The organism is Stomatohabitans albus, assembly GCF_036336025.1.
Classification (GTDB): domain Bacteria; phylum Actinomycetota; class Nitriliruptoria; order Euzebyales; family Euzebyaceae; genus Stomatohabitans; species Stomatohabitans albus.
Genome location: NZ_JAYKKE010000001.1, coordinates 16,278 through 43,037 on the forward strand (window position 1 = coordinate 16,278; position 26,760 = coordinate 43,037).

25 protein-coding genes and 1 pseudogene are annotated in these 26,760 nt (G+C 53.5%); 4 read left to right on the forward strand and 22 right to left on the reverse strand.

Translation table 11 applies throughout. The features are described from left to right. Positions 1 to 169: 169 nt before the first annotated feature. From VCU37_RS00065 to VCU37_RS00085, 5 genes and pseudogenes are all read right to left on the reverse strand, one after another. A complete protein-coding gene (locus VCU37_RS00065) occupies positions 170 to 1,675 on the reverse strand; it encodes an LCP family protein (protein ID WP_336248596.1) in 1,506 nt (501 codons plus the stop codon). A 137-nt stretch (positions 1,676 to 1,812) separates the two neighbouring features. Further along, positions 1,813 to 2,394: pseudogene (gene nadD / locus VCU37_RS00070) on the reverse strand (nicotinate-nucleotide adenylyltransferase); the annotation flags it as partial. Between the two features lie 68 nt (positions 2,395 to 2,462). Continuing rightward, complete coding sequence (gene rpmA, locus VCU37_RS00075) at positions 2,463 to 2,717, reverse strand: 50S ribosomal protein L27 (protein ID WP_336248597.1); 255 nt, start codon at positions 2,715 to 2,717, stop codon at positions 2,463 to 2,465. Positions 2,718 to 2,744: 27 nt separating this feature from the next. Further along, complete coding sequence (rplU, locus tag VCU37_RS00080) at positions 2,745 to 3,050, reverse strand: 50S ribosomal protein L21 (protein ID WP_336248598.1); 306 nt, start codon at positions 3,048 to 3,050, stop codon at positions 2,745 to 2,747. A gap of 140 nt (positions 3,051 to 3,190) precedes the next feature. Further along, positions 3,191 to 5,392, reverse strand: a complete 2,202-nt coding sequence (locus tag VCU37_RS00085) for an Rne/Rng family ribonuclease (protein WP_336248599.1) — start codon at positions 5,390 to 5,392, stop codon at positions 3,191 to 3,193. Between the two features lie 245 nt (positions 5,393 to 5,637). On the opposite strand from VCU37_RS00085, the gene VCU37_RS00090 reads away from it, so the two are divergent. The 3 genes from VCU37_RS00090 to VCU37_RS00100 all read left to right on the forward strand — a co-directional run bounded on the left by VCU37_RS00090 (position 5,638) and on the right by VCU37_RS00100 (position 8,666). Next, positions 5,638 to 6,393: an HAD family hydrolase gene (locus tag VCU37_RS00090; RefSeq protein WP_336248600.1), complete on the forward strand. Its 756-nt coding sequence runs from the start codon at positions 5,638 to 5,640 to the stop codon at positions 6,391 to 6,393. Further along, positions 6,386 to 7,156 (forward strand): HAD family hydrolase, encoded by a 771-nt coding sequence (locus tag VCU37_RS00095; protein ID WP_336248601.1) that lies wholly within the window; start codon positions 6,386 to 6,388, stop codon positions 7,154 to 7,156. The genes VCU37_RS00090 and VCU37_RS00095 overlap by 8 nt, the downstream gene beginning before the upstream one ends. A 199-nt stretch (positions 7,157 to 7,355) precedes the next feature. Further along, complete coding sequence (locus tag VCU37_RS00100) at positions 7,356 to 8,666, forward strand: alpha/beta fold hydrolase (protein ID WP_336248602.1); 1,311 nt, start codon at positions 7,356 to 7,358, stop codon at positions 8,664 to 8,666. Between the two features lie 61 nt (positions 8,667 to 8,727). Here VCU37_RS00100 and VCU37_RS00105 read toward each other — a convergent pair whose 3' ends face one another. The 13 genes from VCU37_RS00105 to VCU37_RS00165 form a co-directional block, all read right to left on the reverse strand. Then, the gene (locus tag VCU37_RS00105) at positions 8,728 to 9,654 is read right to left on the reverse strand and encodes an endo alpha-1,4 polygalactosaminidase (protein ID WP_336248603.1); all 927 of its coding nucleotides are present in this window, start codon (positions 9,652 to 9,654) and stop codon (positions 8,728 to 8,730) included. Between the two features lie 212 nt (positions 9,655 to 9,866). Continuing rightward, positions 9,867 to 10,229, reverse strand: a complete 363-nt coding sequence (locus VCU37_RS00110; RefSeq protein ID WP_336248604.1) for a PTS glucitol/sorbitol transporter subunit IIA — start codon at positions 10,227 to 10,229, stop codon at positions 9,867 to 9,869. Positions 10,230 to 10,238: 9 nt separating this feature from the next. After that, positions 10,239 to 11,264, reverse strand: a complete 1,026-nt coding sequence (gene srlE, locus VCU37_RS00115) for a PTS glucitol/sorbitol transporter subunit IIB (RefSeq protein ID WP_336248605.1) — start codon at positions 11,262 to 11,264, stop codon at positions 10,239 to 10,241. Continuing rightward, complete coding sequence (srlA, locus tag VCU37_RS00120; protein WP_336248606.1) at positions 11,265 to 11,825, reverse strand: PTS glucitol/sorbitol transporter subunit IIC; 561 nt, start codon at positions 11,823 to 11,825, stop codon at positions 11,265 to 11,267. Further along, positions 11,825 to 12,490: a transaldolase family protein gene (locus VCU37_RS00125; protein WP_336248607.1), complete on the reverse strand. Its 666-nt coding sequence runs from the start codon at positions 12,488 to 12,490 to the stop codon at positions 11,825 to 11,827. The genes srlA and VCU37_RS00125 overlap by 1 nt, the downstream gene beginning before the upstream one ends. A 48-nt stretch (positions 12,491 to 12,538) precedes the next feature. Next, a complete protein-coding gene (locus tag VCU37_RS00130; protein WP_336248608.1) occupies positions 12,539 to 13,030 on the reverse strand; it encodes a transcriptional regulator GutM in 492 nt (163 codons plus the stop codon). Further along, a complete protein-coding gene (locus VCU37_RS00135; protein ID WP_336248609.1) occupies positions 13,027 to 14,925 on the reverse strand; it encodes a BglG family transcription antiterminator in 1,899 nt (632 codons plus the stop codon). The genes VCU37_RS00130 and VCU37_RS00135 overlap by 4 nt, the downstream gene beginning before the upstream one ends. Before the next feature lie 2 nt (positions 14,926 to 14,927). Further along, complete coding sequence (locus VCU37_RS00140) at positions 14,928 to 15,725, reverse strand: SDR family oxidoreductase (protein ID WP_336248610.1); 798 nt, start codon at positions 15,723 to 15,725, stop codon at positions 14,928 to 14,930. Positions 15,726 to 15,891: 166 nt separating this feature from the next. Further along, entirely contained in the window at positions 15,892 to 16,971 is a 1,080-nt protein-coding gene (locus VCU37_RS00145; RefSeq protein WP_418896462.1) for a low temperature requirement protein A, read from the reverse strand. Positions 16,972 to 17,206: 235 nt separating this feature from the next. Then, positions 17,207 to 18,514 (reverse strand): biotin/lipoyl-containing protein, encoded by a 1,308-nt coding sequence (locus VCU37_RS00150; RefSeq protein ID WP_336248612.1) that lies wholly within the window; start codon positions 18,512 to 18,514, stop codon positions 17,207 to 17,209. A 2-nt stretch (positions 18,515 to 18,516) separates the two neighbouring features. Continuing rightward, positions 18,517 to 19,512, reverse strand: a complete 996-nt coding sequence (locus VCU37_RS00155; RefSeq protein ID WP_336249527.1) for an alpha-ketoacid dehydrogenase subunit beta — start codon at positions 19,510 to 19,512, stop codon at positions 18,517 to 18,519. Between the two features lie 46 nt (positions 19,513 to 19,558). Next, on the reverse strand, positions 19,559 to 20,554 hold the full coding sequence (locus VCU37_RS00160) for a thiamine pyrophosphate-dependent dehydrogenase E1 component subunit alpha (protein WP_336248613.1): 996 nt from the start codon (positions 20,552 to 20,554) through the stop codon (positions 19,559 to 19,561). A 118-nt stretch (positions 20,555 to 20,672) separates the two neighbouring features. After that, positions 20,673 to 21,419, reverse strand: a complete 747-nt coding sequence (locus VCU37_RS00165; protein ID WP_336248614.1) for an IspD/TarI family cytidylyltransferase — start codon at positions 21,417 to 21,419, stop codon at positions 20,673 to 20,675. Between the two features lie 72 nt (positions 21,420 to 21,491). On the opposite strand from VCU37_RS00165, the gene VCU37_RS00170 reads away from it, so the two are divergent. Beyond that, positions 21,492 to 21,935 (forward strand): hypothetical protein, encoded by a 444-nt coding sequence (locus VCU37_RS00170; RefSeq protein ID WP_336248615.1) that lies wholly within the window; start codon positions 21,492 to 21,494, stop codon positions 21,933 to 21,935. 64 nt (positions 21,936 to 21,999) lie between these two features. Here the strand turns inward: VCU37_RS00170 and rodA are convergent, their stop codons facing one another. From rodA to mreC, 4 genes are read right to left on the reverse strand one after another with little or no spacing between them, the layout of a single operon-like run. Then, positions 22,000 to 23,148, reverse strand: a complete 1,149-nt coding sequence (rodA, locus tag VCU37_RS00175; RefSeq protein WP_336248616.1) for a rod shape-determining protein RodA — start codon at positions 23,146 to 23,148, stop codon at positions 22,000 to 22,002. Beyond that, positions 23,145 to 25,235, reverse strand: coding sequence for a penicillin-binding protein 2 (mrdA, locus tag VCU37_RS00180; protein ID WP_336248617.1), 2,091 nt, complete (start codon positions 25,233 to 25,235; stop codon positions 23,145 to 23,147). The genes rodA and mrdA overlap by 4 nt, the downstream gene beginning before the upstream one ends. Further along, entirely contained in the window at positions 25,232 to 25,744 is a 513-nt protein-coding gene (gene mreD, locus VCU37_RS00185) for a rod shape-determining protein MreD (RefSeq protein WP_336248618.1), read from the reverse strand. Before mreD ends, mrdA begins: the two co-directional genes overlap by 4 nt. Continuing rightward, positions 25,744 to 26,751 carry a rod shape-determining protein MreC gene (gene mreC / locus VCU37_RS00190; RefSeq protein WP_336248619.1) on the reverse strand — a complete coding sequence of 336 codons (1,008 nt, stop codon included), beginning with the start codon at positions 26,749 to 26,751 and terminating at the stop codon, positions 25,744 to 25,746. Before mreC ends, mreD begins: the two co-directional genes overlap by 1 nt. Positions 26,752 to 26,760: the final 9 nt, after the last annotated feature.

Consider the following 26,760-nt stretch of genomic DNA (forward strand, 5'->3'; position numbering starts at 1 on the left):
TCATGATACTATTAAATATTTATACAAAAGTTACCATTATAAATACTGGCAATCATATTCATGTTTATTCCTCAACCCTCTTATCTATCAGCAGTGTTAGCCAGCAACCGTTTTGTGGCTCAACACCCACTCTATTCACCCTAGCCGTATCGCCCACCCCACGTAGCCCCTACGGCGTACCTGGGGCCGCTGGAGAAGCCGCATCAGGCCCACCAGGTGTGGGCGCTGGGCCTGGCTGAGCCGGTGCCTGGGCGGGGGCATCTCCGGGCGCTTCTGGGGCACCTGGAGTACCCGGTGCACTCCCAGGCTCACCGGCAGGAGGAGTTGGCGCACCCGGCTGCACATCCGCAGGTGCCACTGGCGGTGTTTGAGCCGCCTGGGCCGCCGCAGCCGCTTCGGCAGCCTGGCGTTCTTGTTCAGCCTTCGCGGCCGCCTCAGCTTCCGCAGCACGCTGTGCCTCAGCGGCCAGGAAATCTGCCCCCACTACGATGGACACATCAACCACACTTTGTGGCTGCGTTGACTTCACCAGCCGGCCAACCCCAAGCTTGGCGACAATCTCCTCCCCCAGCTTCCGGGTTTGGGCATCATCGGCATACACCACAACTTCCGTGGTCTGACGCGAGAACGTATCCGCATTCTCACTCACCACTACACGCAGGTTCAACCCCGCAAGCCGGGCATCAACTTTTTGCCCAACCCCAGGCTCCCCCACCCCATTCAAAATCTGAATCGGCCGTGCCGCCCCCGTTGACCCTTCAGGTAACGACCCAGCCCAACGACGCTCCGTCATCGTGCGAATGGCCGTCCAATCCGGGCTGTAGTGCGTTTCCTCCCCCGAACGGTTCCCAACCGGCTTGACCGGCAGCACCGAATACGTTGTGCTTTCCTCAACGAGGGATGAAAGAATCGGGCGAACCAACGCCGCATCACGATCAATCGTTAAATGGGGTGGCTGGTCACCCAACACTGTGTTCGCCACGTCTTCTTTAGCCAGCACCTTCGCAAGCGCTTTCCACACCACTTCACGCCGCGTAAAAGTATCAATCTCTGTCTCACCCTGTTGGATCAACGAGAGATAGCCCATCACTTCCGGCCCCGTCATAAATTGGTCACCCGAATCAATGATCTTTCGGGTGCCATCGCTACCAGAACGGCTCGTCAACGTAGTGGGCACATCAACTTGAACCCCGCCACCAGCCTGAATCCAAGCGGCAATATCTTCACTCGACGCTGAAACTACCGTGTCTAGGTGAATCCCCATCAAGTTCTCTACCGCGGCAGCCATCAGCTCTGCCCCACCATATTGGGATGCATTGCCTAATTGGTCCGTCCCAATACCAGGAATAAGGGAATACACACCCGTCGGGATAAACAGCACCTGTGTGCCCAGATCACTACTTTTGCCAAAGAGGGTCAGCCCTTCGGCTTTCCCTGTACTCAAGTTTGTGCGAACCCACAACAGAGTGTCTTGTTCACCTGCTTGCGTTTGGTCAGGTGAACCATCCTTTGTGTCATCACCTTGGACGAGTGGGCTATTCCACAATGCCAGCCCAATCAACACCGCCACAGCAATGACACCGATGGTGACCATGCCAGCCCCGGCACGCTGAATAAGCGCCCGCCATGGTGACACAGGTGTGGCGAAATCAGCAGGACGTACTTGTCGGTTCACGGTTTCAACGCCGGATCAATCATTACGCCCTCACCAACCGTCGCAACGGTCGAACGCGGAGAAGCCGCAGCCGCTTGACGGCGCTCATCGTCAGTTAGTTCACCTACCGGATCAGTCAACCCGGATCCATCGGTTCCATAGAGCCCGTGTTTGCGCGCAAACTGTTCAACTTCGTTTGGAATCAAATACCGGGTTGCCCGCCCTTGCTCAAAGCGAGTGCGAATATCAGTGGAACTAATCGCCAAGGCCGGGACATCAAGCAAGGTGACCCGTTCAGTCAGGTTATGTTCGTGGAGTGCCTCAAGGCTGTAGCCCGGCCGCGTCGCTGCAACAAAGTGAGCGAGCGCCATTGCCTGTTCGGCATCTTTCCACGTCAAAATGTTGAGGATGGCGTCTGCCCCAGTAATAAAGACAATTTCGTCTTCTGGCTCAAAGAGCTCACGGAAATAGCGCAACGTATCAATCGTGTAGGTGGGTCCATCACGGTCAATTTCGATACGGCTCACACTGAACATCGGATTACTCGCCGTGGCTAACACCGCCATTAAATACCGCTGTTCAGCAGGGGTGGCCATGTTGTATTTTTGCCATGGCCGTCCAGCCGGCACAAAAATGACCTCATCAAGGCAACAGTCAACACGTGCCTGTTCTGCTGTTACCAAGTGACCAAGATGGATGGGGTCAAACGTGCCACCCATGATGCCAATACGTCTCGTCATAAAAACAGTGTATGCAACCACACGCAAAAGACCCCGGCCAAGGCCAGGGTCCTTAAAACTTGTGCCAACTAGGCGACCGGCAGCACCTCAGCGTACGTGCGCTTACCGGAATGACGGAAACTTACCGTACCGTCAACTAATGCGAACAACGTGTCATCCTTACCGATGCCAACGTTTTCACCGGGGTGAATCTTGGTGCCACGCTGACGAACCAGGATGGAACCAGTGGTAACAACCTCGCCGCCAAAACGCTTGGTGCCAAGGTACTTAGGGTTGGAATCACGGCCGTTCGAGGACGAACCGCCAGCCTTTTTATGTGCCATGAGTTTGCTCCTAGGGGGTGGTTCGGATTAGGCGTTAATAGCCTCGACACGAATACGGGTCAAGTTCTGACGGTGACCCTTCTTACGACGGTACCCGGTCTTGTTGCGGTAGTGGAAAATGCGCAGCTTGGGACCTTTGAACTGGTCAACAACAACCGCTTTAACGGTGGCCTTGGTATCGGGACCAACCGTTACCTTGTCATCGTCATCTACGACCATGAGGGCGGGAAGATCAACGGCGGCATCGACATCAACATCAAGTTTCTCAACGTTGATTTCGTCACCAACGGCGACCTTATACTGCTTGCCACCGGTAGCAATGACGGCGAACATGGGCTTCTCCTGCACATTAACGACAAATACGACATGCGCCAGTCGGCGCGGACGGACTAGCGTACCGTTTGGCCAAACGGAACGCAGCACCTATTTTCATCACCAAGAAGGTGACGAAATAACTCTAACGTACCTGGAAATTATTCGTCTAAGAGTTTCTTAATCAGACGACGACCAGGGATCACATCATCTGTTGGTTCCGTAAAGACTTCCATCAGTCCCTTGGAAACATTCTTGCGGGTCATCTGGACAAGACCAAGCTTGGAAATATCCATCACTCGGGTCTTTGTTTTATCGCGGGCGAGCTCGGCCTTAAACCGCTTCAGCACTTCATCACGATGGGCAGGCACAATCATGTCAACAAAGTCGATCACGATAATGCCCCCCATGTCGCGCAAACGGAGCTGGCGTGCAATCTCAATGGCCGCCTCGATATTGTTCTTCAAGATTGTTTCTTCGAGGTTGTCCTTACCCACGAACCGGCCTGTGTTGACATCAATGACCCACATGGCTTCGGTCTTTTCGATAATCAGGTAGCCACCACTCTTGAGCCACACCTTTATCTCTAAAGCACGACGAATCTGGGCGGTGATTTGCCAATCCCCGAAGAGGCTGCGCGGCTCACCGTCTCCGCCGTCAGGGCTATACACCTGAACTTTTGAAACATCTTCGGGGCTGGTTTCACTCAGATAGTCACGAATGCGTTCGGCTAGTTCCTCATCGTCAACAATCAGATCGGTGTGCTCACTGCCAAAGACGTCACGAATCACCCGCAACACTAAATCGGGTTCGGCGTAGACCATGTCTAGGGCCTTGGCTTGTTCAATCTTTTCTTCAACACGCTTCCACCGCGCGACCAGCCGTTCGACATCAGCAACGAGCTGTTCAGGAGTACATCCTTCCGCAGCGGTACGCACGATCAAGCCGTAGCCCTCCGGGCGTACCCCCTTCAAGATTTTGCGTAACCGGTCCCGCTCTGCTTCAGGCAATTTGCGACTAATACCCAACATGGAATCAAAGGGGCTGAGGACACAGAACCGGCCAGCCAAACTGAGTTGTTGGGTCAGCCGCGCCCCTTTCGTGCCCATCGGGTCTTTAGTGACTTGCACGATTACGGTCTGCCCTGGCTTTAGCTGTGATTCAATGCGAGCCGGTTCACCGTCAAGGTCAGCCTCGTCATAGAGGACTTCACCGGCGTACAGCACCCCATTGCGGCCTTTACCGATATCCACAAATGCCGCTTCCATACCGGGTAGCACATTTTGTACACGGCCTTTATAGATATTGCCAACAAAGCTCTGTTCATTGCTTTGGGTCACATAGTGCTCAACCAGGGTGCGGTCCTCTAATACCGCAATCTGGGTGGTTTTATCGCGTCGTGTCACCAACATTTTGCGTGGGGGTGCCACGTCGATGGCCGCGCGAACCTCATTGGAAAGCTGGGCGCTGCTCCCACGTCGACCGCCTTGTTTATTCAGCCGCGTGGATTGGGGCTTGCCCTCCCCACCCGTTTTCCGCTTGCGGCGACGTGGACGACGTTTCCGCTTACCTTCACTGCTGCCTTCATCGTGGCTGTTGGATGAGGCGTCATCCGCTCGCTTCCCCCCACCTTTGCCCGCCATTGTGGTTTTGCTTGATGCGGTGTCTTGTGGCGATGTATCTGATGATGCATCAGCACTCGTACGCACCCGTTTGCGAGTTCGACGTCCTTTACGGTCGTCACCACCATCAGTGGCATTCGTCTGACGTGATGATGATGATTGCGTTTGGGTTCCTGATCCCGGATTATCAAGTTCGATTGCGCGTTTGGGTTCAGGGAGTGCTGGTGCTGCCTTGGCCGCGGGTAAGGCAGCAACCGGTTTGGAATCGCTTGTTGTTGACCGTGACCGTTTCCGGCCACCCGATGATGACCCGTCCTGTGTGTCGGCCTGTTTGGAGCGGTCAGTGGCGTCTGTATCCTGTTTGCGCCCACGACGGTTCTGGGCAGTATCACTGTCCTTCTTATGTTTTTGCTTCGTTGAGCCTGTTGGCCGCGAACGCCGCGACTTCTGGGCTTGAGTATCGTCACCCTTTGTACGAGACCGCCGTGATGATGACTCATGTGATTCGGCCTTGGTCTCATCCGCGTCATCACGAGCACGTTTTCGGGAACGGGATGGTTTCACCGTTTCTTGTGTGGTTGTCCGTCGGCGTGGTCGGCTCAGTGGTTCAACACTGAACGGGTCGACGCGGAGGCTTTTACGGCGGGTCGTTGCCGGGGTTGGTGTACGTTGTGCATCTTGAGGCATTGCCGGTCGAACCCGGGAACGCCGAGGTGTGGGATTGGCGTCGGAGTCGCTCATGTATCTCCCTATGCAATTGGGGGCGCGCTATGGCGCAACATTCTGTAAATCAAGTCGTGTAAAAATCTGGGGGCGCTGGCCACATACGGGCGCGCACGTCATGCGATGGTACTCGTGCTCACCCATCCCGGAGTTCAATTCAACCCGGTTTTCAGAAAATACGGCCTCATTTCTCTTGAGCGATCAGCAGGATACAAACATCAAATAAATCTCCCTGACCTGGCACAACCCTTTACACTCACCTCATGGCTACGCCCGATCTGATTGTATTTGACGTTGATGGCACCCTCCTTGATGAGGGTGTTGAGGTGCCAGAGCGTACCGAAGCACTCCTTCGGTTATCCCAGCGAGTGCCCTGCCTTCTGTCGAGTGGACGCGCCCCGTTCAGCCTGGCGAGATGGGCGAGGGCCTGGAACCTTAACGGCCCACACGGTGCCTGTAACGGGGCGTTATTGACGACAGCTAATGAAGATATTGATGTGTTAGCCACCCTGGACGATGACCTACGAGATGGTCTCATTGATGCACTCTTAGCTCGCGACCTTCCCATTTTAGTATTCCTGGCTGATGGCAGCCTACGCACCCCTGTTCATGATGAGCGCGTACAGGTTGTGACGGCCTTTGACGAGCCGATGCCTGTTGTTGGAGGGCTTGATACGGCACCCACGGTGAAGGTCATTACGGTGGCCACCCGTGACGATGAGGGCGACGAACTACGGTCCTTATTTGCCGACCGTACCCTCTATCAACGTACCCATGAGCTGTTTGTTGAGTGGAACTCACCGCGCTCAAGTAAGGGGCTTGCGCTCGAACACCAAATCGCAGCTCTAGGCATTACACCCAACCTGGTCTATGCGGTTGGAGATAGCGAGAACGATGCGTCGATGTTGCGCCTTGCTGATCACGGTATTGCCGTTCAAGGTGCAGCCATTGAAGCGCGTGAAGCCGCCGATGAACACCTCAGCGTGCCGATTGAACAGTGGATGGACAGCATTGGATAATCACGCGCGCCCTGATGTCTACATCTTTGATGTTGACGGCACAATCACCACAACGAATGGGCCACTGACCGCTCCCATGGCTGAGGCGCTCATGGCGCTCAATGCTCAAAGCCCGGTGGTATTGAGTACAGGTCGTTCACTCGGTGGCCTTGCCCCTGTTCTGGCGCAAGCGCCCCTCCCTGGCCCGCATGCGGTTAGTAATGGGGCAGCCATCGTGACCAATCAGCGCACGAGCCATGTCTTTAATGCCCTCACCCCCACAGATTGTAACGAGATACGGGAATACTTGGATTCTCGTGGATTTATTTGTGTTTATTGTTTAGCCGATGGCAACCTGCAAATCGACCATAGCGATGATCGGATGGTAGATATCCTTGAAACAGGTGCCTGGCCAGCGATAATCAAACCCTTCGCCAACGACCAGCCCGTACTAAAAATCCTCACCCTTTGTTTAGAAGACGAAGAAGAGGATATTCGAACCATCTGTGCCAACACCACTGAGATTCACCGGACGCAGTACAACATGATTGAGTGGACAGCGCCGGGCAGTAATAAGGGCGTGGCGTTTGGCCATCAGATCGCGATATTGGGGTTAGAGCACCCGGTTGTCTTCGCCATTGGTGACAGTGAAAACGACCTGCCATTACTGGCTAAAGCTACCTTCGCCATCGCCATGCCAGATGCGGCACCAGTGGTCAAAGCAGCCGCAGACCACGTGTTAGATGAACCACTACTGGCTTGGGTGCAACGCCAAGTCAGCTAGCGTACGGACTTACAACCTGTACCTGGAAGTCCGGCATGGGAACCGGATATGGCCGGTCGTCAAACCAGGCCTATCTCGTGACAGCATATTATGCGACAACGACATTGATGTGCTTCACCCATACGCGGTGGTCGCCCCTCGGTTTGGTTCACCATGGGTAGGGTTTTGTTCATAGAGGAATGTGCCTACTGTGGGCTGCATGGTTTGGTTGAATGTATGCGTCCTGCTCTTGGTGACCGCCGCTGTACTGGTGCTGTTGGCTGGGCCCTCTCAACATCAACAGGTAGTGGTCTGTTTCTCCCCGTTTATTTTTATTCCACTTACAGTGATCGTCGGACTCTTTGGTAACCGAGATTGGGTGTTTTGGCTTATTGCGTTTGGCACCGGCGCACTCATATTGATTCGCCTACTTGCACCGCCTTTTTCGCTGCCAAAACCAGTTGGCCCCTATGCCATTGGCACAACCACACGCCAATTCATAAACCGCGAACTGCGTGATGCCCTTGCGCCAAGTGGTTCAGATCGTTGGTCAGAGGCGACGGTTCAATTCTGGTACCCAATTTCCCAAGAAACCAGGGGTGTGTGCACCCCCTATTTGGCCCACGGTATGCGCGTAGCAGAGGGGGCTGCCCGCCTATTGCGCAATGAACGTGGGCAGCAGTTTCCAATTCAATTCCTTTCGTATTCAGGCATTTGGTTTTGCCGTGCCCATGCCATCGTTGATGCTGAAGCATTGACGGGCACCGACCCGTGGCCAGTGGTGGTGGTATTAACTGGGTTTGGGGGTCATCGAAATATGCACACCGTTCAAATTGAGGCACTAGCGGCACAGGGCTATGTAGTCATTGGCATAGATTTGCCCTTTATCTGTGCACATGTCCAATCAGCTCAAGATGGTTCAGACTGCTTTGTTCGCCCCCGGGCTGAGGTTATGGATCCGATCGGTACAAACGCAATGATCAGCTTGGTTGCCAACCAAAGCAACTGGGTCATTGCACGTGCGCTTGCTTTACCAACGAGTGATGATGCTGGGGTATTAGCGTCACTTAATCTGGGCAAGGTTGGCATCTATGGGGTATCCCTTGGCGCAATCACCGCAGGACTCATTGCGCAAACCAATCCACAAATCAGCGCAGTTGCTATGGCGGATGCAGAGATGCACGAAGCGGTGGCCGATGCTGGGATCGGCAAACCGGCGTTGTGGTTCACCCGTACCCCCGATGAAATGCGCACTGAACGAAACCAATCCGGAGGATGGAGTGACGAGGATATTCACGCTACTACCTCCACGGTTGAACAGGCCATGGCTCATCAACCGGAAGGGCTAAGCACCGAGGTTCATATTCCTGGGATATTCCATGCACAATTTACTGATGTCCCCCTGTGGTTCGGCGCGCTATTGCGGTCTCATCTGGAAGGTCCCACCCCCACTCGCCAAGCCCACCAGTCAATCAACGCTCATTTGTTGGCCTTCTTTTCTCAGTGGCTCTCAACCCGTGAATCTAGTTAAAGTGTTGGGCTAGACGCGTTTGAACGCTTCTGACCCAACACCTTGACCTAATTAGACCTAATTAACAGCGAGCGTAGGTGAACTCTCGGTGGCCACGGGGTACGAGGTTGCGGTCACGAAGAATCGTGAGCGGGGCACGGTGTGGGTCGTTGCACACCCGTGTAAATGCGATGTTGGCGTCACGCAAGGTGTCGGGGTATTCGATTTGGAGCACGTGTGGCCCATAGACCGAGGTATAGGCCGCACATTCATCCCAGGCGGCACAGCTTTCGGCTATCGCAAAGTCAAACCCGATGTGGGTTTTCCCCAAGGCGGCAATCTCGGCGGTGTTCTTTTGTGCAATCGCCAAGCCGGATGCATGGGCGATGCGCACATAATCACGGGCAAGTTCAAGAGCGCGGTCTCTGTTGATTTGGGTAAACCGCGTAAAAGTATCGAGGTTATCGATTTCGACCGCATCAAACCCTCTCGTCTTACAGCCTTTTATGATTGGCCCGATAATGCGAACAATACCCTCTCGTTTGGCCTTGGTGGATGGGTCAAGCACATATTCATCTGGCCAGTTAGGGTCAACGACCAAGCCGCCTGACTTGTCGTGCAAGAGCAGTTCTTGATGCGTATGCCAGAAAGCCTGGGCATCAGGTTGGGTTTGGAAACCATTGATATAACAAATGTTGTAGGCACCAGGTAATGGCCTGTCGGTATCATCACGAACAACCACGTTGATGTGCCGATGCCGAGGTACCCGATTAAACGAACCACCCAACTGGTAATCAAAAACCCCTGAAGTAGGCGGCAATGTGGGGTGGTGCCCGACTGTTCTGCCTGCACGAACCGAAATAGGATCTGCACCCACAGGCACGGCCAGGAGCACACTGATCGCGATGAGCAAGGGAACCAACAGGTTGGCTTTCCACACCGCCAGATGACGTGCTGGAATAATCCCAGCCAGCTGAGATGGAGTGACGGATAAGGGAAACACAGCCATAGGGAACCTTTTACGAGTTGAGCATAACCGTACTAATAATCGGAAAATGCGTCCAAGTGTTGACCTAGACGCGCATGATCCCCTTCCACCTCAACACCTCACGTGTTGTACGCATCGTACGGTGCAGGAAGGCAAATAATGACCGCAAGTGGTGCTTGGTGGGGAATAGATGAAAGAAATAGTTGGGCCAGGACGATCCTGGCCCAACCGTACTATGCCGCAATGAGTGACAATTCAGTACCAACCTCAATAGCTGGTACCGCACCTTCAACATGAATCGTGCCCGGCATAGACGGCTCTGTGGCACCATCAAAATTAAAGGTGGCGTGACCAAGGTTCCCAAGATTCTCTTGTGCTACATCACCAACTGCGGTGACCGGAAATGCCTGGTCACCGATTTGGAGATAGTTGCCAGGAGCGATTGCTCCGCTTACGGGCTGAACTGTGATTGAAACACAAAACTCCGCAATCTCATCTGGGGCATTCGTCCCAAAGGTCACCACCATCCCCATTTGGGCGAGCTCTTCCGTTTTTGGTCCAATGCCTACACATGCCGTTGACCAAATCGTTTGCATACTGCGTCCTTAACCGGCGTTTGAGTAGAGGCCGAAACTCGCAAGCCAGGCAACAAAAACCCGAGGGACACCGTTGGCAAAACGAGAATAGAGCACACTCGGTACCCCAACTTCAACCGTTTCTGGTTCAGCTTCAGCAAGGCCCAGCCCCACCGGAATGAAGTCACAGGCGCACTGGGTGTTAATGGCAAAGAGTGCTGGCAGAGCCAAGGACGGGTGCACATTACCCTTACCAATTTCAACACCAATCAACGTACCAATCACCTGCCCGATCACCGCGCCAGGTCCAAGCAAGGGTGACAAGAACGGCAGCGAACAGATAAAGCCCAAGATCATTAGGCCCAATGCTGAACCAGCTAAGGGTGTTAAGAGGCGTGAGAACCAGTCACCGAACCCAGACCCGTGGATAATCCCGATAAGGAGCGCGACGAACGCCATGAATGGGATAATCGTGTTCAGCATCGTTTGCACTGCATCACGTGCCGCCTGATAGAAAATGGCGACAACGGTGCCTGCCCCAAGACCAATTTTTTGGATGATGCTCTGATTCTTTTGTTCACGCATCTGCTCGGTCAGTTTCTTGGGGCGCGCCGCCTCACCTGCTCCCCCTGCGCTACTCGCAGCACCTGCAGCCACCCCGGCGAGGACCTTTGCGTCAGCGTCTGCTGGAACAACTTGGTCAACACCAATCGCAGAAACATAAATATCTTCGTTGATGTACTGGGCGAGTGGACCAGATTTACCAGTGGTGTGCACATTCATTGTAGGGATGCCCTTTTGTGGGTAAATCCCACACCGCAAGGTTCCACCACAGTCAATGAGTGCGGCAAAGATACGGTCATCAGCCACCGAGGTTTCAAACCCGTTGACCGCCTCACAGCCGGTCAGCTCAACGATCTTGTCCACCACGTCAGGGCGCTGCCCACCACCCACGAGGTACAACAACACATTTTTGTCTCCTTCGGGTTTGATCGTCAGTGGACCACCCCAACCGCCGGGACCCTTGGTTACCGTAATTGCGTTGTATTCAGTCATTTATGCCACCGCCTTCAACGTCTTAGAAAGTTCAACACCTTGCTGGCGCTGTACCCAGGCCGTGGTTAAGTCCGTGAACCACCCGCTCACAAAGTTCATCACAAGCCCTACCAGCAAATACCGCACTGCGAGTTCCCCGGTATCCAAACCCAAGTCGGTTACGCCTTGAGCAATCCCCAAGAAGATAAAGAGCTCCCCGGGGTTGATGTGTGGGAGCACACCATTACTGGTGTGGCAGAAGTATGAGGCGCTGGCGTAGTAGGACGGCTTGTAATACTCGGGCAAAAACCGGCCCAGTGACAAGGTCATCGGGTTCGCAAAAAAGATACTCCCAATAAAGGGCAAGATGAGGTAGCGAGAAATGGGGTTCCCGCCCGCTTTTTCAGCCCACTTCAGGATTTTTTCTTCACCAATCAGCCGGATAAGGGTGTTCATGAAGATGATGAGGAGGAGGACAAGGGGCACGATCCCTGTCATCCAAGAAACAAATGTTTCTGCCCCGTCTTTAAAGAGGTTAATGAATCCCTCTGCAAGACCGACGAGCAACTGTAATGGGTTCATTACGCGTCCTTTCTGGTTGGTGCAGTAGACGAATCCATCTCGGCAGCGTCCTGTTCAAAGGCGTGCCAAGCGTCCATTGCATTCGTTTGATGAATGAGTTGTTGGGCAAGTTCTATAGAAATCGTGAAATCGGTGATACCGACGGCCATCAGTTCAAACAGCACATCAACGCTGCGGATACTTGCGGCAAGAATGCCTATATCAGACGACTCAAGGGCATAGGCCATCAACGCGGCAGACTCAACGCCGTTATTGGCAATGTCGTCCATTCGCCCGATATACGGTGCGATCCAGTCCACACCTAACCCTTCAGCCAGAAGCGCTTGGGTGGGGTGATAAACCGCAGTCAATAACAGCGGTTCTCCACGAAGTTTGGCGGCTGCTTCAAGGCCGGCGCCCACGGCGGGAATCTTCACCCAGACACCGTTGCCTAACGCCAGGATGCGCTCAGCAGTGGCAAGGATCTCTGGAACTGTTCGTCCCACAGTCTGATAGAAGCGTTGGGTGAGACCTAACTCAAGAAATTGGGAATCGAGCTGTTCGATGTCATTAAAACCCAATCCTGACTGTTTCAAAATGGTTGGGTTTGTAGTCACTCCAGCAAATACACCGGTATTTGCGAGTTGTCGTATGCCTTCAATATTTGCAGAATCTAAATACAACATATGCAACCCTCCTTTGGTACGTGGTCTGCAGAATTGATTGCACTTGTATTACGTGTTGGTTGGTTGGGGTTGGCGCATGATGGATGCTTTGAGGGCCGCAACTGACGATTGGACCTTCGTAATAAAGGCAACAAACGCTTCTGGTGGCTCTACTGGTGGAAGCCCCTTGTGGACAGCGACCCATGTTTCAACGGCGTTTTCTATGGCTTTGCGGATGGCCGGCGGTTGGTCAGCCAACTGGGCAGGATCCAAACGGGTAATGCGCTGACCGTTGAAGGTGTTGCACGGGCGAAAGCGCGCAAAAATGGTGATGCCGCGAATGGCCCGTCCCGCGATAATTTGGCCGCTATTCGTGACGGCAAACATCACGATGGCCCCTTGACTAAAGAGGGCTTTGTGTTTACCCGTAGCCACTTTCTGACCTTGCCGTCGTAAGGCTACGAACTCTTGACTAAATGCCTTACTTTGCAGTAATCCGAGGCCCATTTGGAGTAAAAACAATAGGCCACAAACAATGACAAGAAACCAATAATTCATCATTCAACTCTTTCACTAAATACGTGATTTGAGGCCGCATATTGCAAGAACGCTGCGGCACTAGTTAGTTGACTTAACGCTTTCACGTCTTCTGGACTACTTGAGAGGCGAATAACCTCTTCATACACGTCGATGAGCACCCCTTCATCGGGAACGTCGCCGGAAGGAATCCCAAGTACAACCATGATGCGAGCACCCGCGCCAGGTTCGGGGTGTGCACACACGCCAACGGCTAGGACAAGCTGGTCAGTGGTGACCATGGTGTGCGGGAAGGAAACTTCTGAAGCAGTTTGGAATGTGGAGGCATACTCCCCATCAAGGAGCCGCTGTTTGAATCCGTCATCAACAACACCTGAGGCTTCAAGCTTGTCGGCAATGAAGGCAATCTGATCTTCATGGGTGCTGTCCGGAGGCAACAAAAAGAATTGGTTTGGGCCCATCAGGGCACACACCAGGCTGGCCGCGCCTGCAGCATAGAGTGACTGGCCGGTGCGGTCGAGTCGGTGCCGACGTATCCGCAGGGCTAATTCATTGGGGTCAAAGCCCATACCAATGGTGATTGTGGCAACCCCTCGCGGCACAGTAATTGGGTCGGTGTGTAACAACACGTCTACGGCATCAGCGGTGATTTGATTGGGATCATGGCAGTCATAGATGGAGAACACCGCATCTGTTCCGAGCTCTTTCATCAACCGCGCCCGAATCAAGCGGGCCGCAATGGCACCGCGTGGCGTACAAATGCCGACTCGCACGGGCTGTTCATACAGCAGTCGTTGCTCTTCAATGAAGACCCCAAACCAGGTGGCCAATAACCCTACTTCGGCATCAATGACCTCAATGCCGTGCTGGTCATGAATAACCCGACGCGCAATCTGTGCCATTTCAAAGGCGAGGGGATGGTCGTAGGCCATCTCTGGAATATCCCACTCATCGACATACACGCGATAGCGCATCCGATTCACCATCGCGTCCATATGTCGTGCAAAGGAATCAAGCAGTGTGGGATGGCTTAATGTGATATTCAATTCAGCACTGATGACGGCCAGAATCTCATCGGCCAATGAGCTGTGATGGGTGTCTTGGGGTTGGGCTACATCCATCGTGGTGCGTAACCCTGCCAGTGGAATCGCAATGAAATAGGACTCAGCCTCAGGAATCACCATGGCGTGACGGCGGCCAGCTGCGTTGACTAGTGCTTCAGCCATTTCAAAGCGGGCCGAGTGGCGCAAATTGTTATAGGTCCGGTCAATCGCATTGAGCGGATAGCCATCACGGACGCGAACCAACATGAGGTTCAACCACGGATCTAATAAGTTACGTACCCCTTGGCCAAGATTGTGGCGTTCAATCTCTTGATTCAACAACGCGATAATGCCCATATTCAGCATGTCTGTAGGGATTTCGCTTTTCGCATGCTCAAGATAAAAGAACCGGATATGCAGTTCATCACCAACGAGTTCGATACCCCGATTTGGCTTACCAATCAGCTCAATGGAGAAAGGCTCGAGTTGTGCACGGAGGACAGACAAGTCTTGAAGTGCCGTGGAACGTGATACTTGAGTGACGGCGGCGAGGTCGTCAATGGTGACCGGGCCGTGCGCATTGCTCAGGTAGGCAAACTGTACGGCCTGGCGTTTCTCTGGTTCATTGAGTGAACGGTCATCTTGTTCAAACCGTTCGTGGAGGGTACGAAAACGAGCAGGATCATGAATGTCAAGACGGATACGGCCACGTTCATGGGATATGCGCCCTGCCCCTTCAAGCTGGCTATTCACCGTTTTAATCAGATCACGCAGTGAACGCTCACTAATATCAAGGCGCTGCATGAGGGCTTGCGATGGTGCACTAAACCGGGTTTCCAGGTAGTGAACCAACTGTGACGCGCGCCCTCGTGCCATACCTAGCCTCGTGATTTCCCACCTGTGACATTCACGGTGGTGCCCGCAAGGTAGCCGCCCCGAGGACTGAGTAGAAAGGCGATGGTGGTGGCCACTTCCTCCAATGTGCCAACCCGACCTAGTGGAATTGAAGATGAGTAATCCTGGTTGAGCCCATCCACCGTCGTACCACGGGTGTAGGCCAGCGCCGCTTCATAGATTGGGCTGCGCAGGCCGGTAGGTTCAAGAATGCCTGGTGCGATGCCGACCACGCGCACACCCCAACGTCCAAGTTCTTTCGCCCAGGACCGAGTAAAGCCGTTCACGGCACCTTTGGTGGCCGAGTACATGCTTTGCCCGTCAGAGCCTTCCATACCAGCTTCAGATGACACGTTGACAATAACGCCAGCCTGATTTGCCACCATATGTCGGGCAACAGCTTGGGCGGCGAGGTACACCCCCTTGATATTGACGGCCATCATGGCCGTAAAGGCATCGTCATCAAGTTCATATTGCGGATGGTCGGGGTTGTAGCCATCAACAAGTAGCCGCGGCAGGTTAATTCCGGCGTTATTCACCAGCCCATCAATACGCCCGTACCTTTCGATGACCTGATCAACCATCGCTTGAACGGACTCTCGAGAGGTGATGTCTGTGGCAATGGTCGTGATATTGCTCGTATCTTCTGCCGGTACGTGCAGATCAGCGACCACCACATTCACGCCGACGGCGTGGAGATGGGTTGCCACCGCCTGACCGATGCCGCTTGAACCGCCAGTGACGATGACGGTTTTCCCTTCGAGTGCTAACCAGTTATCCATAGGGTTCTCCTCTTACGGTGTGCTATGTACCGTAAAAGAAATTCAGATTGAATAACAGGTAATTAGGGTGATGTTTCGGATCTCAGCGCCAAAGGCTTGTCCTATTCATGCCATCTTGTGCCATCACGCTTCATGCGGGCGCGACTAGCCAGCGATGACGACATGTTTAGGCAGTGTGGTACTCATTTCCATCATGCTGCATACCATCATCGGTGTAGGCACTGATGTCATAGGAGAGGGTCCACTGGGTCATAAGGATATAAAGGAAGACGGCACCGAGAAGGCCAAGCATCTGGTATTCAACGCTAGGAAGCAGCGTGGCGAGAAAGGTTGCAACGAAACACGCACCAGTAGTCACCACGATTGGGAACGTTAGGACAGGGAACGCGAACATATAGGGGATCTGTTTACCAATATAAAAAAGTGTTAATCCGATGATGGCAAGTGTTCCAAATACACTTCGGTCAAGATCATTCAGGATGGCATGTTCAATCAGTGCTGCCAAAATTAAAAGCCCCTGACATAAGAACAAGTGCATGAAGATTAAAATATCGCCTGTAAAGATTCGGGTCGAACGCTCAAACCGATCGTAGTACGAAAAATACACCCACCAAATTAAACAGATAATAGCGAATCCAGAGACCGCACTCAGGATGTCGGCCGGATTAAATTGTTCAATGGTCAACCCACCAACAATACTGATCATTGATTCACCAAGAATAATGATGGCAAGAAGTCCAAGGCGCTCAATCATATGGGATTTATCGATAGGGCGACTCCGTAGTTTTCCTCGGATACTGTATTGCCAGATCATTTCGAGAATGATGCCGCCATAAAATACGACCATAGCGACGTAGCCGCTAAACAACGCTGAACTGAGCGTAATCAGTGCTGTTACCCCGATTTGGATTGCAACATCTTTGGCGAATCCAATCTCATCTTTGTGTGTCACATAGACACGAATGTACATGAACGATTGAAATAAACGAATCGCCGAATAGAGCGATGTGAAGATGCTAAAACCATCGTAGGGCACATCACTAGAAAATAAAATAAGTACTACAATTGCACTCATTAATCCTAATGTTTGAACTCTATGATGGCTTAAGTCGTCATCGAACCGATTGGAATATAATGTGTGGGTTATCCAAATCCACCACATAGGAATAAAAACAAAAATCAACTTTGCAAGTTGATCAAATCGGATATGCCCATCTTGAGTGTCTGCCAACCCCGTTGTTATCATGCCAATGGCTGCAACAAACACGAGATCAAAGAAGAGTTCTAACCATGAGGCTTGGCGAAACGTTTGGTTATACAAACGGTCGATGTCCAAATCAATAAACCTTTCAAATTACGGTGCGTAATCCAAAAATCACATTGATTGATATGGACCTACACACAACGTAATTCAAGTATAGAGAGCAGCACACCATGAGCTGGTACGCCATCAGGGTACGTACTAGCTCATGGTGCTCCGGTTAGGCTTCGTCAAATCCGCGTATCTGTTCACCAATAGTGGCTAACAACGTTGCAGCTTGAACGGGGTCCAATACCCGTGTGTCAACCGTGAGGGCGAGGGTCAGTAGTTGACGAATGGTGACCGTTCGACCGACCAAGCTCGGAACCGTTTGAACAGCCCCCATCCCTAGGGCAGTGGCCTGTGGAGGTTGAAGGGTGGGTGTAAAGCGTTCGATACCCCAAAGCCCAAGATCAACAAGCGAAGCTGACCGTTGTACGGCGATACCATCAGGGCTGTTCCCTGCACGAATGCGGTCGTACCCTTGGGTTACGGCAGTCATCACATCGGTACGGGTGGCATCAATAGGAACGGCGATTGGAGCTGTCTCCATCGTGGCCTCAGCCGTTTCCATGCCAACATCAATCACCACCGTGTCAACCCGCTCAGCCAATTGGGAGTGGCTATCCCAGATAGCGTTGGCATCAGGTTGCAACCATAACGCCTGCCCATACGCCCAGGCCACCCGCGCCAAGAGGGCAAGTCCATCCGTGTCCTCATCCATCACGTCAGTCACATCAATGTGGGTAAAAAGGGTGCAGGGTGGTTCAACTGGTATCGGCATCGGTAGGGATTGAACGATGGGCTCTGGCGGTTGGACGGGGACCGTAATCGGTGATGGTTCACTCTGTTCACGACGATGACGCCGCCGCCCACCACTTCGCTGACCAGATGGGTGTCGCCGCTCACTTGGGCGCTGGGTTACGGCCGATGGTGGTTGGGAGGCTTGGGTATCAGGGGCACCCAATGTGGTCGGGTGATGGGTGGCTTCGTCGGTTGGTTGGTCTGCTACCGCATCAAGATCGGCCATTGTGATTTGACCTCGGCTACCCGTTGGGGTGATGGTAGCCAAATCAATTCCACGCCGTTCAGCTTCAAGACGAACAGCCCGTGGGGCGGCGACTGGGTTCTGATCCTCGGTTGAGGTGGACGTTGATACGGCTGGTGATACCTCGTCTGGCTGTTCATCTGAATGAAGCGGTGTGCTCGTACTGGGCACCGGGTCAAGATCACCAAGCAAATCAGGCGCATTCCCTTCAACAATGGCAATCCCATCACCGACTTGGGCCGCACCGCCTTCAGGAATGAGCAGTTGCATGACCGTACCCGTGTAGGGACTTTCAAGCTCGGTATCAACTTTGTCGGTCGTGAACTCACAAATGGGGTCACCTTCAGTGACCTCATCACCCACACTGACAATCCACCGCAATAGTCTGCCGGTGTCCATTTCAGTTGTAATGGCCGGAAGGCGAATAACGAGAGCAGCCATGGTTAGTCCTTTAGCGCTTGGCGAATACCAGCCACAATGTCATCGACTTGTGGGATGGTTGCGTGTTCGAGTGCTTTTGCGTAGGGCATGGGATTGTCGCGCCCACCAACACGAATAATGGGAGCAAGGAGATGGTCGAGGGCACGTGAGGATGCCACAACTGCCGCCACCTCCGAACCTACGCTAACCGGGAGTGGGGCTTCTTGAACTGTCACGAGGCGACCGGTACTACTCACAGACTCAATGATGGTCTGGGTATCCAACGGTCGTAATGTGCGCAGATCAACAACTTGTACGCTAATCCCCGACTCGGCAACCCGTTCAGCCGCTTCAAGGGCACGAGGCACCATAATCGAATAGGCAATTACGGTGACATCGGTACCGTCACGCCGAATAGCCGCCTCACCGAGTTTGGCCGGACTATCGCCAATCGCAGAACGCACCTGAACCTGATGTTCGGTTTTGTATAACAATTTGTGTTCAAAAAACACGACCGGATCTGGGTCAGCTAGAGCCGTGAGAAAGAGGTCATGCACGTCTTGGCCGGTAGCTGGCATGACGACTTTAAGGCCAGGAATGTGGGCAACCAGTGCCTCAAGGCTTTGGCTGTGCTGGGCTGCTGCGCCGGTGCCTCCCCCAGCCGGACCGCGCACAATGAGTGGAACGGTCACGTTGCCCCCGTACATGAAGTGCAATTTAGCGGCTTGGTTGATGAGGGGGTCCATCGCATTCAAGATGAAATCGCTGAACTGAATTTCAATGACTGGCCGCTGGCCCATGATCGCGGCTCCTACCCCAAGCCCAACGCCGAGATCTTCAGAGATCGGTGTGTCGATGATGCGTTCAGGACCGAACTCAGCGAGCAGACCATCGCTCATGCCAAATGCCCCGCCATAGACCCCGATATCTTCTCCTGCCATAAATACCCGTGGGTCCTCTTGCATGGCCACACGGATAGCAGCGGCTAAGGCTTTGGCGTATGTCATCGTAACTGGCATTGCGGCTCCCGATAGCTGAGTGGGTAACGGTGAATCAGTCTGACGGTCAGCCATGACGAATGTCCTTGGCGTACGTTGCCCCGTCTAAACCTGAAACTGGTGTATCCGGCGCGTTGTGGGCGATACGGATCGCGTCACGAATGGTTACCTCGGCCCGCTTTTGAATCTCCTCACACTCATGTTCATTCAACCAGCCAGCATTAATCGCCTGCACACTAAATCGTTCAATGGGGTCACGGTTGTCGCGCCAATCATTGATTTCATCACGGGTGCGATAGAGATTCCGGTCACTTTTGGAATGGCCCCGATACCGATAGGTTTGGGCTTCAATGAGGGTCGGGCCAAGCCCATCAATGGCGCGTTGACGCGCTGCCCGGACCGCCTCCCAGACAGCAAGCAAATCATTCCCATCAATGACCTGCCCGTCCATGCGGTATGCCTCGGCCCGACTCGCCACGCTACCACCGGCAGTGGAGCGGTCTATTGACGTTGACATCCCATAGAGGTTGTTTTCACACAGGTAGATAACGGGGAGTTTATGCAAACTTGCGAAGTTTAAACTCTCGTGAAAGGACCCTTCATTCGTTGCCCCATCCCCAAAGAAACACAACACCACGTTCTCACGATGTTGTTGGCGTAATGCAAATGCAGCCCCTGCCGCAATAGTCAACGAACCAGCAACGATACCATTCGCTCCCAAGTTTCCATTCGCCACATCAGCAATGTGCATCGAGCCGCCTCGACCAGCACAATATCCCGTTTCTTTACCAAGCAATTCCGCCATCATGCGTTCTGGGCTGGCTCCGTGGCCAAGACAGTGTCCGTGGCCACGATGGGTACTCGTTATTTGATCGCCCGGTTCAAGGGCACCACAGGCACCCGTTGCTGATGCTTCTTGACCAATTGAGAGGTGCATCGTGCCGTGAAGCATCCCGCGTTGGAACAGTTCTTCTAAACCCGATTCAAACGACCGTATCGTCCACATCGTTTCTAAGGCCTGCTCAGCACCCTTCGTGCTCGCGGGATTATCTATCCGACTCATTTGCTCTCCTGTCATTGACCAATGGGAAGGTCATAGGCGGTCAGGGGCCATGATACGAAGCTGGCAGACAGAAACGAAACCTTCAGACCCCTTTTACCCTAATCTGTGGTCAGGTTTGTTAGGGGTGGTCAACGAGCCACTGTCCGTTAGCGAACTCCAATAGCAGGTCTTGGGCTGTGTCAAGATCAGCTTTCCTCGTGATTTTGATATTGCGTGGGTCAGAAGGAATCATCATGACTCGCACATCAGAGAACTCCTCTATCGTTTGCGATGTGTCCACCGCATGAAATTGTGAGTCCAAGGCCCGGCTATAGGCATCAAGCAAGTCCCCCAAAATAAACGCTTGCGGGGTTTGTACAGTGACAAGGTTGCCAGTCGTTAACGACGGATCATCAGCCAGAACATCAGCCCGTAGGCTATGGGCAGGCACACCCCCCTGACCAGGCTGCGTGGCTTGAACCAGTCCACTAATAAGTTCATGGGTTAAAAATGGCCGAGCAGCATCGTGCATAAGGACAACCGTTTCAGCAGCAAAATGCGGGGCAATAGCTTGAAGACCAGCCCATTCACTATCGTGACGGGTGCCACCGCCAACCACATGACCGATTAACTTATGCCATGCCCGGCGCGCACTGACCTCTTCCCAAAGGCCAACATCTTGTTCACGCACAACGACTTGAATGGCCTGAACCGAAGGGTTTGCATCTAAAGTGTCTAAAGAATGTTCAATAACCGTTCGGTCCGCAAGCGGAACATATACCTTATTTACTTCGTCGGAAAATCGGGTCCCTGACCCACCGGCGAGCACAATAGCGACTATGCTACGACCGGAATTGTTAAAACTGGATTGGCCCATCTCGTGCATTACCCCAACCCTAAACCTCAATCGCTATTTAGCTCACGTACCAGCATTATTACTCAAATAACTGGGGCTCGGATGTACTATCCGGGGGCCTATAGCGTGCTTGTACTCACCCATGCGACCGATACACAAGACGTCACCCGTCTTGCCTTACCGACTCGCGATCTCCGCCGAATCTTAATGGCGTATGCCGGTGTTGATTTGGTCGGCTTTGTGCCTGCCTCAATTCGCCAGGGGGAAGAAATAGGGTTGGTTGAGCGGGCGGCGCTCCTAGCTGGAGAGTTCCCATTAATGGCTACCTTACGCCCGGTTACGGATGCGGTTAAGCATGTGGCTGACGGGGTGTTGACACGCACGATTGATCGGTCAACACTGCAGTGGGTTGTGGGTCCAGCATTTGTACAAGCACGGGCGTTACGTAATGCGATTCATGGGGCCAGTGACCGGATTTTCCACCCGATTCGTGCATTGCGGCAATTTGATCCCACCCTCCGGGTTGGGGATTTAAACTTCGGCTAACCCACCATCCGTTGTAAACCCCAAACAGTCTCATCGAGGGTTCACAAGGCAATGGTGATGGGGCTTAGACGACGCGATGGATTCGCACGCTCTCCACTATTCCGATGAGCATCCACGCCATCATCATGGCCGTACCGCCATAGGAAACAAAAAGTAAGGGGAGGCCGGTGACGGGCATGACGCCGATAGTCATACCGACGGCAATGAGCATATGGAAGAGGAAGACACAGATCACCCCGGTGCACAGCAATAGCCCCAGGGTGTCACGGCTATTGGCTGCGATGGTGAAGCAACGCCAAAACACGATGCCATAGAGAATCAGCATTACTAAGGCCCCAAAGAACCCGAGCTGTTCACCGACAACCGAGAAAATAAAGTCAGTGTGGTTTTCAGGTACAAACCCGCTTGATGTTTGAGTGGCATGGGTGAGGGTTTTCCCAAACATCCCGCCATTGCCAACCGCAATTTGGGCTTGTTTCACGTTATAGATGGCGTCCGCTGGGGCATGTTCGGGGTCAAGAAAGGCAGTTAAACGCGCTATCTGATATTTCTTGATGATATTGAGGCTGAATACCAACCAGATAGCTGAGACACCCATCGCGGTGAGGGCACCCATGTATTGCCAACGCACCCGCGCCACCAACAAAATACCGGCGACAATGGCGACAAAGACCAAGAATGTTCCCAGGTCCGGCTGGGCCAGAATAAGGAGCATCGGGATAATGGCGATGGCCAAAGCTTCAACCAGCGCTTGAAGGCCAAGCCCCTCCTCTCGGTATTCATGAAAATGGCTTGCCAGCATGGCAATCAGCGTGATTTTAGCAAATTCGGCTGGCTGGATTTGGATCGGTCCAAGCGAGATCCACGCCTTCGCACCGTTGATAGTGCTCCCAGCCAGAAGCACCGCCAATAACAGGACAAGTGTGGCAACAAAGGCCGGAGGCGCCCAGGCTCGATAGGTCCGGTAGTCAATGAGTGCAAGCACCGTCCCCAAGCTCAGCCCAAGGACGAGGGCGATACCTTGGCGTTTAATCAAACGGAGGGCATCCACGTCAACTTGGTCAGGTGTGGGTGCGGTAGCGGCACCAATCATGAAGAGGCCGAGCACACTCAGGGCAAGTGCTGCCCCTATGAGCCACCAGTCCACACGCGCAACCACTTGACCGAGACGGATATCTGCTTGAAGGCCACGACCCGTGAGGAGTCCACTCATGGCTGCTGTCCTTCCAGGGCTTTGAAAATATCTCGCACAATTGGGGCGGCAACAGCAGAACCACCGCCACCTTCCTCAATCATGGCCACGACAACATGCTGTTTCCCATTAATAAGTTGAGTGTTGTACCCCGCAAACCAGGCATACGGCTGTTTAGGCTTATTTTCTGCCGTACCTGTTTTACCTGCAATCTGGGTTCGCACCCCTTCAAAGGCTTTAACCGCAGTTCCTTTCGCACCTTCAGTCACGAGCACAAGCCCGCGTTCGATGTAGTCAAGGTGCTCCTGGCTCACGGGAAGTTGATATTTCTGGGTGGGCGTGATGGCTTTCGTGGTGCCATCAACAAGATCGACTTGAGCAACCACATGGGGAGTCATAATCGTTCCACGATTAGCGATACCCGCAAACATGTCAGCTACCGCCAGTGGGGTTACTTGCAAGTCACCTTGCCCAATACTCATATTGACCAAGTCACCACCACGCCAGCGATACCCGTGGTTACACAAATCAGAAAAGAGGGTTCGGCTATACGTTCCGGGTTCCGCTGCATCAGCTTGTTCACAATAGCTCTTCTTCGATTTAAGCCAGTACTCCATCCGCCATTTGCGGCCAGGTACATTGCCAGCTTTCTCACCGGGCAAGTCAATACCGCTCATGGATTCCAACCCAAATGCCCGAGACATGTCGGCGAGATATTCCTCCGGATAGGGCACCTGGTCGCCCGTTGTTCCCTCTGGCGGGGTTTTAAGAGTGAACTCATGGTAAGCCTGGCCTTGGGCGGTATTGGCCTCATTGTTATACATATTGCGAGCCATCTCATATAAGACCGTGTCACATGATTGCTCAAGGGTTTCCGCGAGATTAAGGCTTCCTGAATCTGTTTTCGCGTGATTGCGATACACGTTCTTATTCCATTCCCATGCTGCAGGGCAAGGAATGTAGGTGTCCTGCTTGGCGAACCCCTGCTCAAGGGCAGTCGCAACCGTAATGGGTTTATAGACCGACCCTGGTGGCACCGCGGTTTGGATTGCCCGGTTAAGCATGGGTTGGTTCATTTCCGGGTCTTGGAGTAATTCCCAGTCAGATTGACTAATCCCACCCACAAATGCAGCCGGATCGAAGGTCGGCCAACTCGTCATCGCTTCAACAGCACCCGTTGCCGGATCAAGGACGACAACTGCACCACTTGTTGCCGCAAAGGTACCGCCACGGCCTTCACCGCGTTCAGTATCCGGGGTTCGCCTCGCCCGAGCAATACCATCAGCTAATGCTTTTTCAGTGACCCGTTGAATCGTGCTGTCAATCGTGAGGCGAACATTCGCCCCACGCTGTGGCTGGCGGATAACACCAAGGTCTTCGAGAATATCTCCGCGAACATTCACCTTGACCTGGCGGATACCGTCGAGGCCGCGCAACGTTGACTCCCAGGTTCGTTCGACCCCGGCCAAGCCAATCAAGTTCCCTGACTTGTAGCCCGCATATTCTTCTTGTTTCAGCTGATCACCACTGATCTCACCCGTGTAGCCCACCACGTGCGCAGCCAACGTGCCTTGGGGATAGTCACGCTGTAATTGGCGTTCTGCGTGCACACCAGGAAAACGATGGGTCCGGTTTGCATGAATCCAAAAGACCACATCGTCTGGAACATCACTGGCGATTGGCCGATTCTCATTAGACGCAATCGTCTCATTATCCATGCGCTCGGCGACTTCTTGCGGCGTCATCTGCAATGCCTGTGCGAGACCGGTGATGACCTTCTCACGGTTTTCTTTGCCCATCTCATCGACGTTCACACTAACCGTTTGCGTGAAGCGAGAATCAACAATCGGTTGACCGTGCACATCGAGAATGGACCCACGGGCTGCCGTGGTGACCAGTTGGCGTGTTGATTGGTTTGTCGCTGCTTTTTCCAGATCCGGTGACTGCACAACCTGCAAAATCCACAATCGCCCAATCAGCAACGAAAATGTCGCAACAACAAGTCCACCGAGAATCCGAAGTCGGCGTACGGCAGCGTCCTTGACCGTCGTGGGGTCGGCAGAGGGAATAGGTTTTGACGGTTGACTCAGACGAGGTAACCGATTCATAGCTGACCTATCGTAGCTTTCGGGAATGGACTTAATGCGGTTTTCGCCGCCCACAGCACGAGCGGTGACAACACCACGCTATAGAGTCCTGTCCCAAGAGTAAGTAATAACAAGGCCCCTAACGAAATATTGTTTGCCCCGAGCAATCCCGCGATTAATACCTGACCACCCGTTAATCCCATTGCGCCGAGGAGGGCTACTGCGAGGGAGCCAAACTCCACGTTGGCTGCGATAAACGGGCGGGAGGCACCTGCAGCCCACCCAATAATCAGCCCAAAGAGGGCTCCGGTACCCACCACGGTGGCCGGTCCCCCGAGTAAATCTTGCACCAAGCCAGCGACAAATCCCAGCCGCATTCCAGTATCGGGACCTTCGCTAAGTGCGAATGCCACGATAACAAGGGCAACGAGATCAGGCCGGACACCCCCAATGGCCAGATGAGGAAAGATGGATGTTTTCAAAATCAAGGCGAGGGCGATAGTCACCCCCATCACGATGTAGCGGCCCACTACTCCCCCCGCTCATCGTCCGTTGTCACATCAACGTCATCAGGTTCATCCGGGCCTGACCGGCGAGCTTCTTGTAAGGTGGGGACAACCTGTTCTGGCCGTTTAACCGCTGGTGTTTCTGATGCTTTCGCCTCAAAGTCTGGAACGGGTACTGCATTTGGGTCAAGTACTTCTAGCCCAGCTAGGTCGGTGGTTGGGGTGTTGCCAGCAATAACAACCGCCACTTGGCTTATTTGACCCACATTCGAAAATGGTCGAACAAAGCGCACTTCTTCAACGTTGGAGGCAGTGGTTGATTCATTCGACTCTAATCGTCCCACGGGTAACCCATCGGGAATCGCTGATCCGGTGTACACCTGCGTTACCACTTCGGCGTTGGCTGGTACGGCGGCATTTGAGTCGATCACGGTCATGGCTAGTAAATCGGCACCTTGTCCTACCAGGGTGCCGCGTACACGGTTTTCAGCGATTCGAACCACCAGGTTGGTTTGGTCTGAACTGATGAGATCAACCGTTGCGTAGTCAGAACCTACCGTGTCAACCACACCGACAACACCGTCAGTATCCATCACGGCCATGCCGATACCGATGCCAGCATTAAATCCTCGGTCGATCATCACTTGACGATCAGTGTCACCGGGACGGTGGGCAATCACTCGAGCGCCGACAAGACTCAGGTTTTGACGTGCCGCCATATTTAACAGGCCGCGCAATTCATCGTTTTGGGCGCGGAGGTCAGACACATTTGCTGTCTGGTCGCGCAATTGGGCGTTATCGGCCTCTAAATCTTCGATCCGTTGCCGGAGTCGCCCGATATCGGTGATATTAGAAAAGAACCCACCGATAGGTGCCGTGACCGTGCTGGTGAGGCGTAACGCTGGTTCAAAAAACCCACTGAACTGGCGTTGGAAAGCCCCAAGGGGTCCTCCCTGGTCACGAAAATCGAGGCTGATAAAGACCAAACAAACGGCAATCAGCACCGCAGCAATGGTCCGGCGGCGGTTCATCGGGCGCCC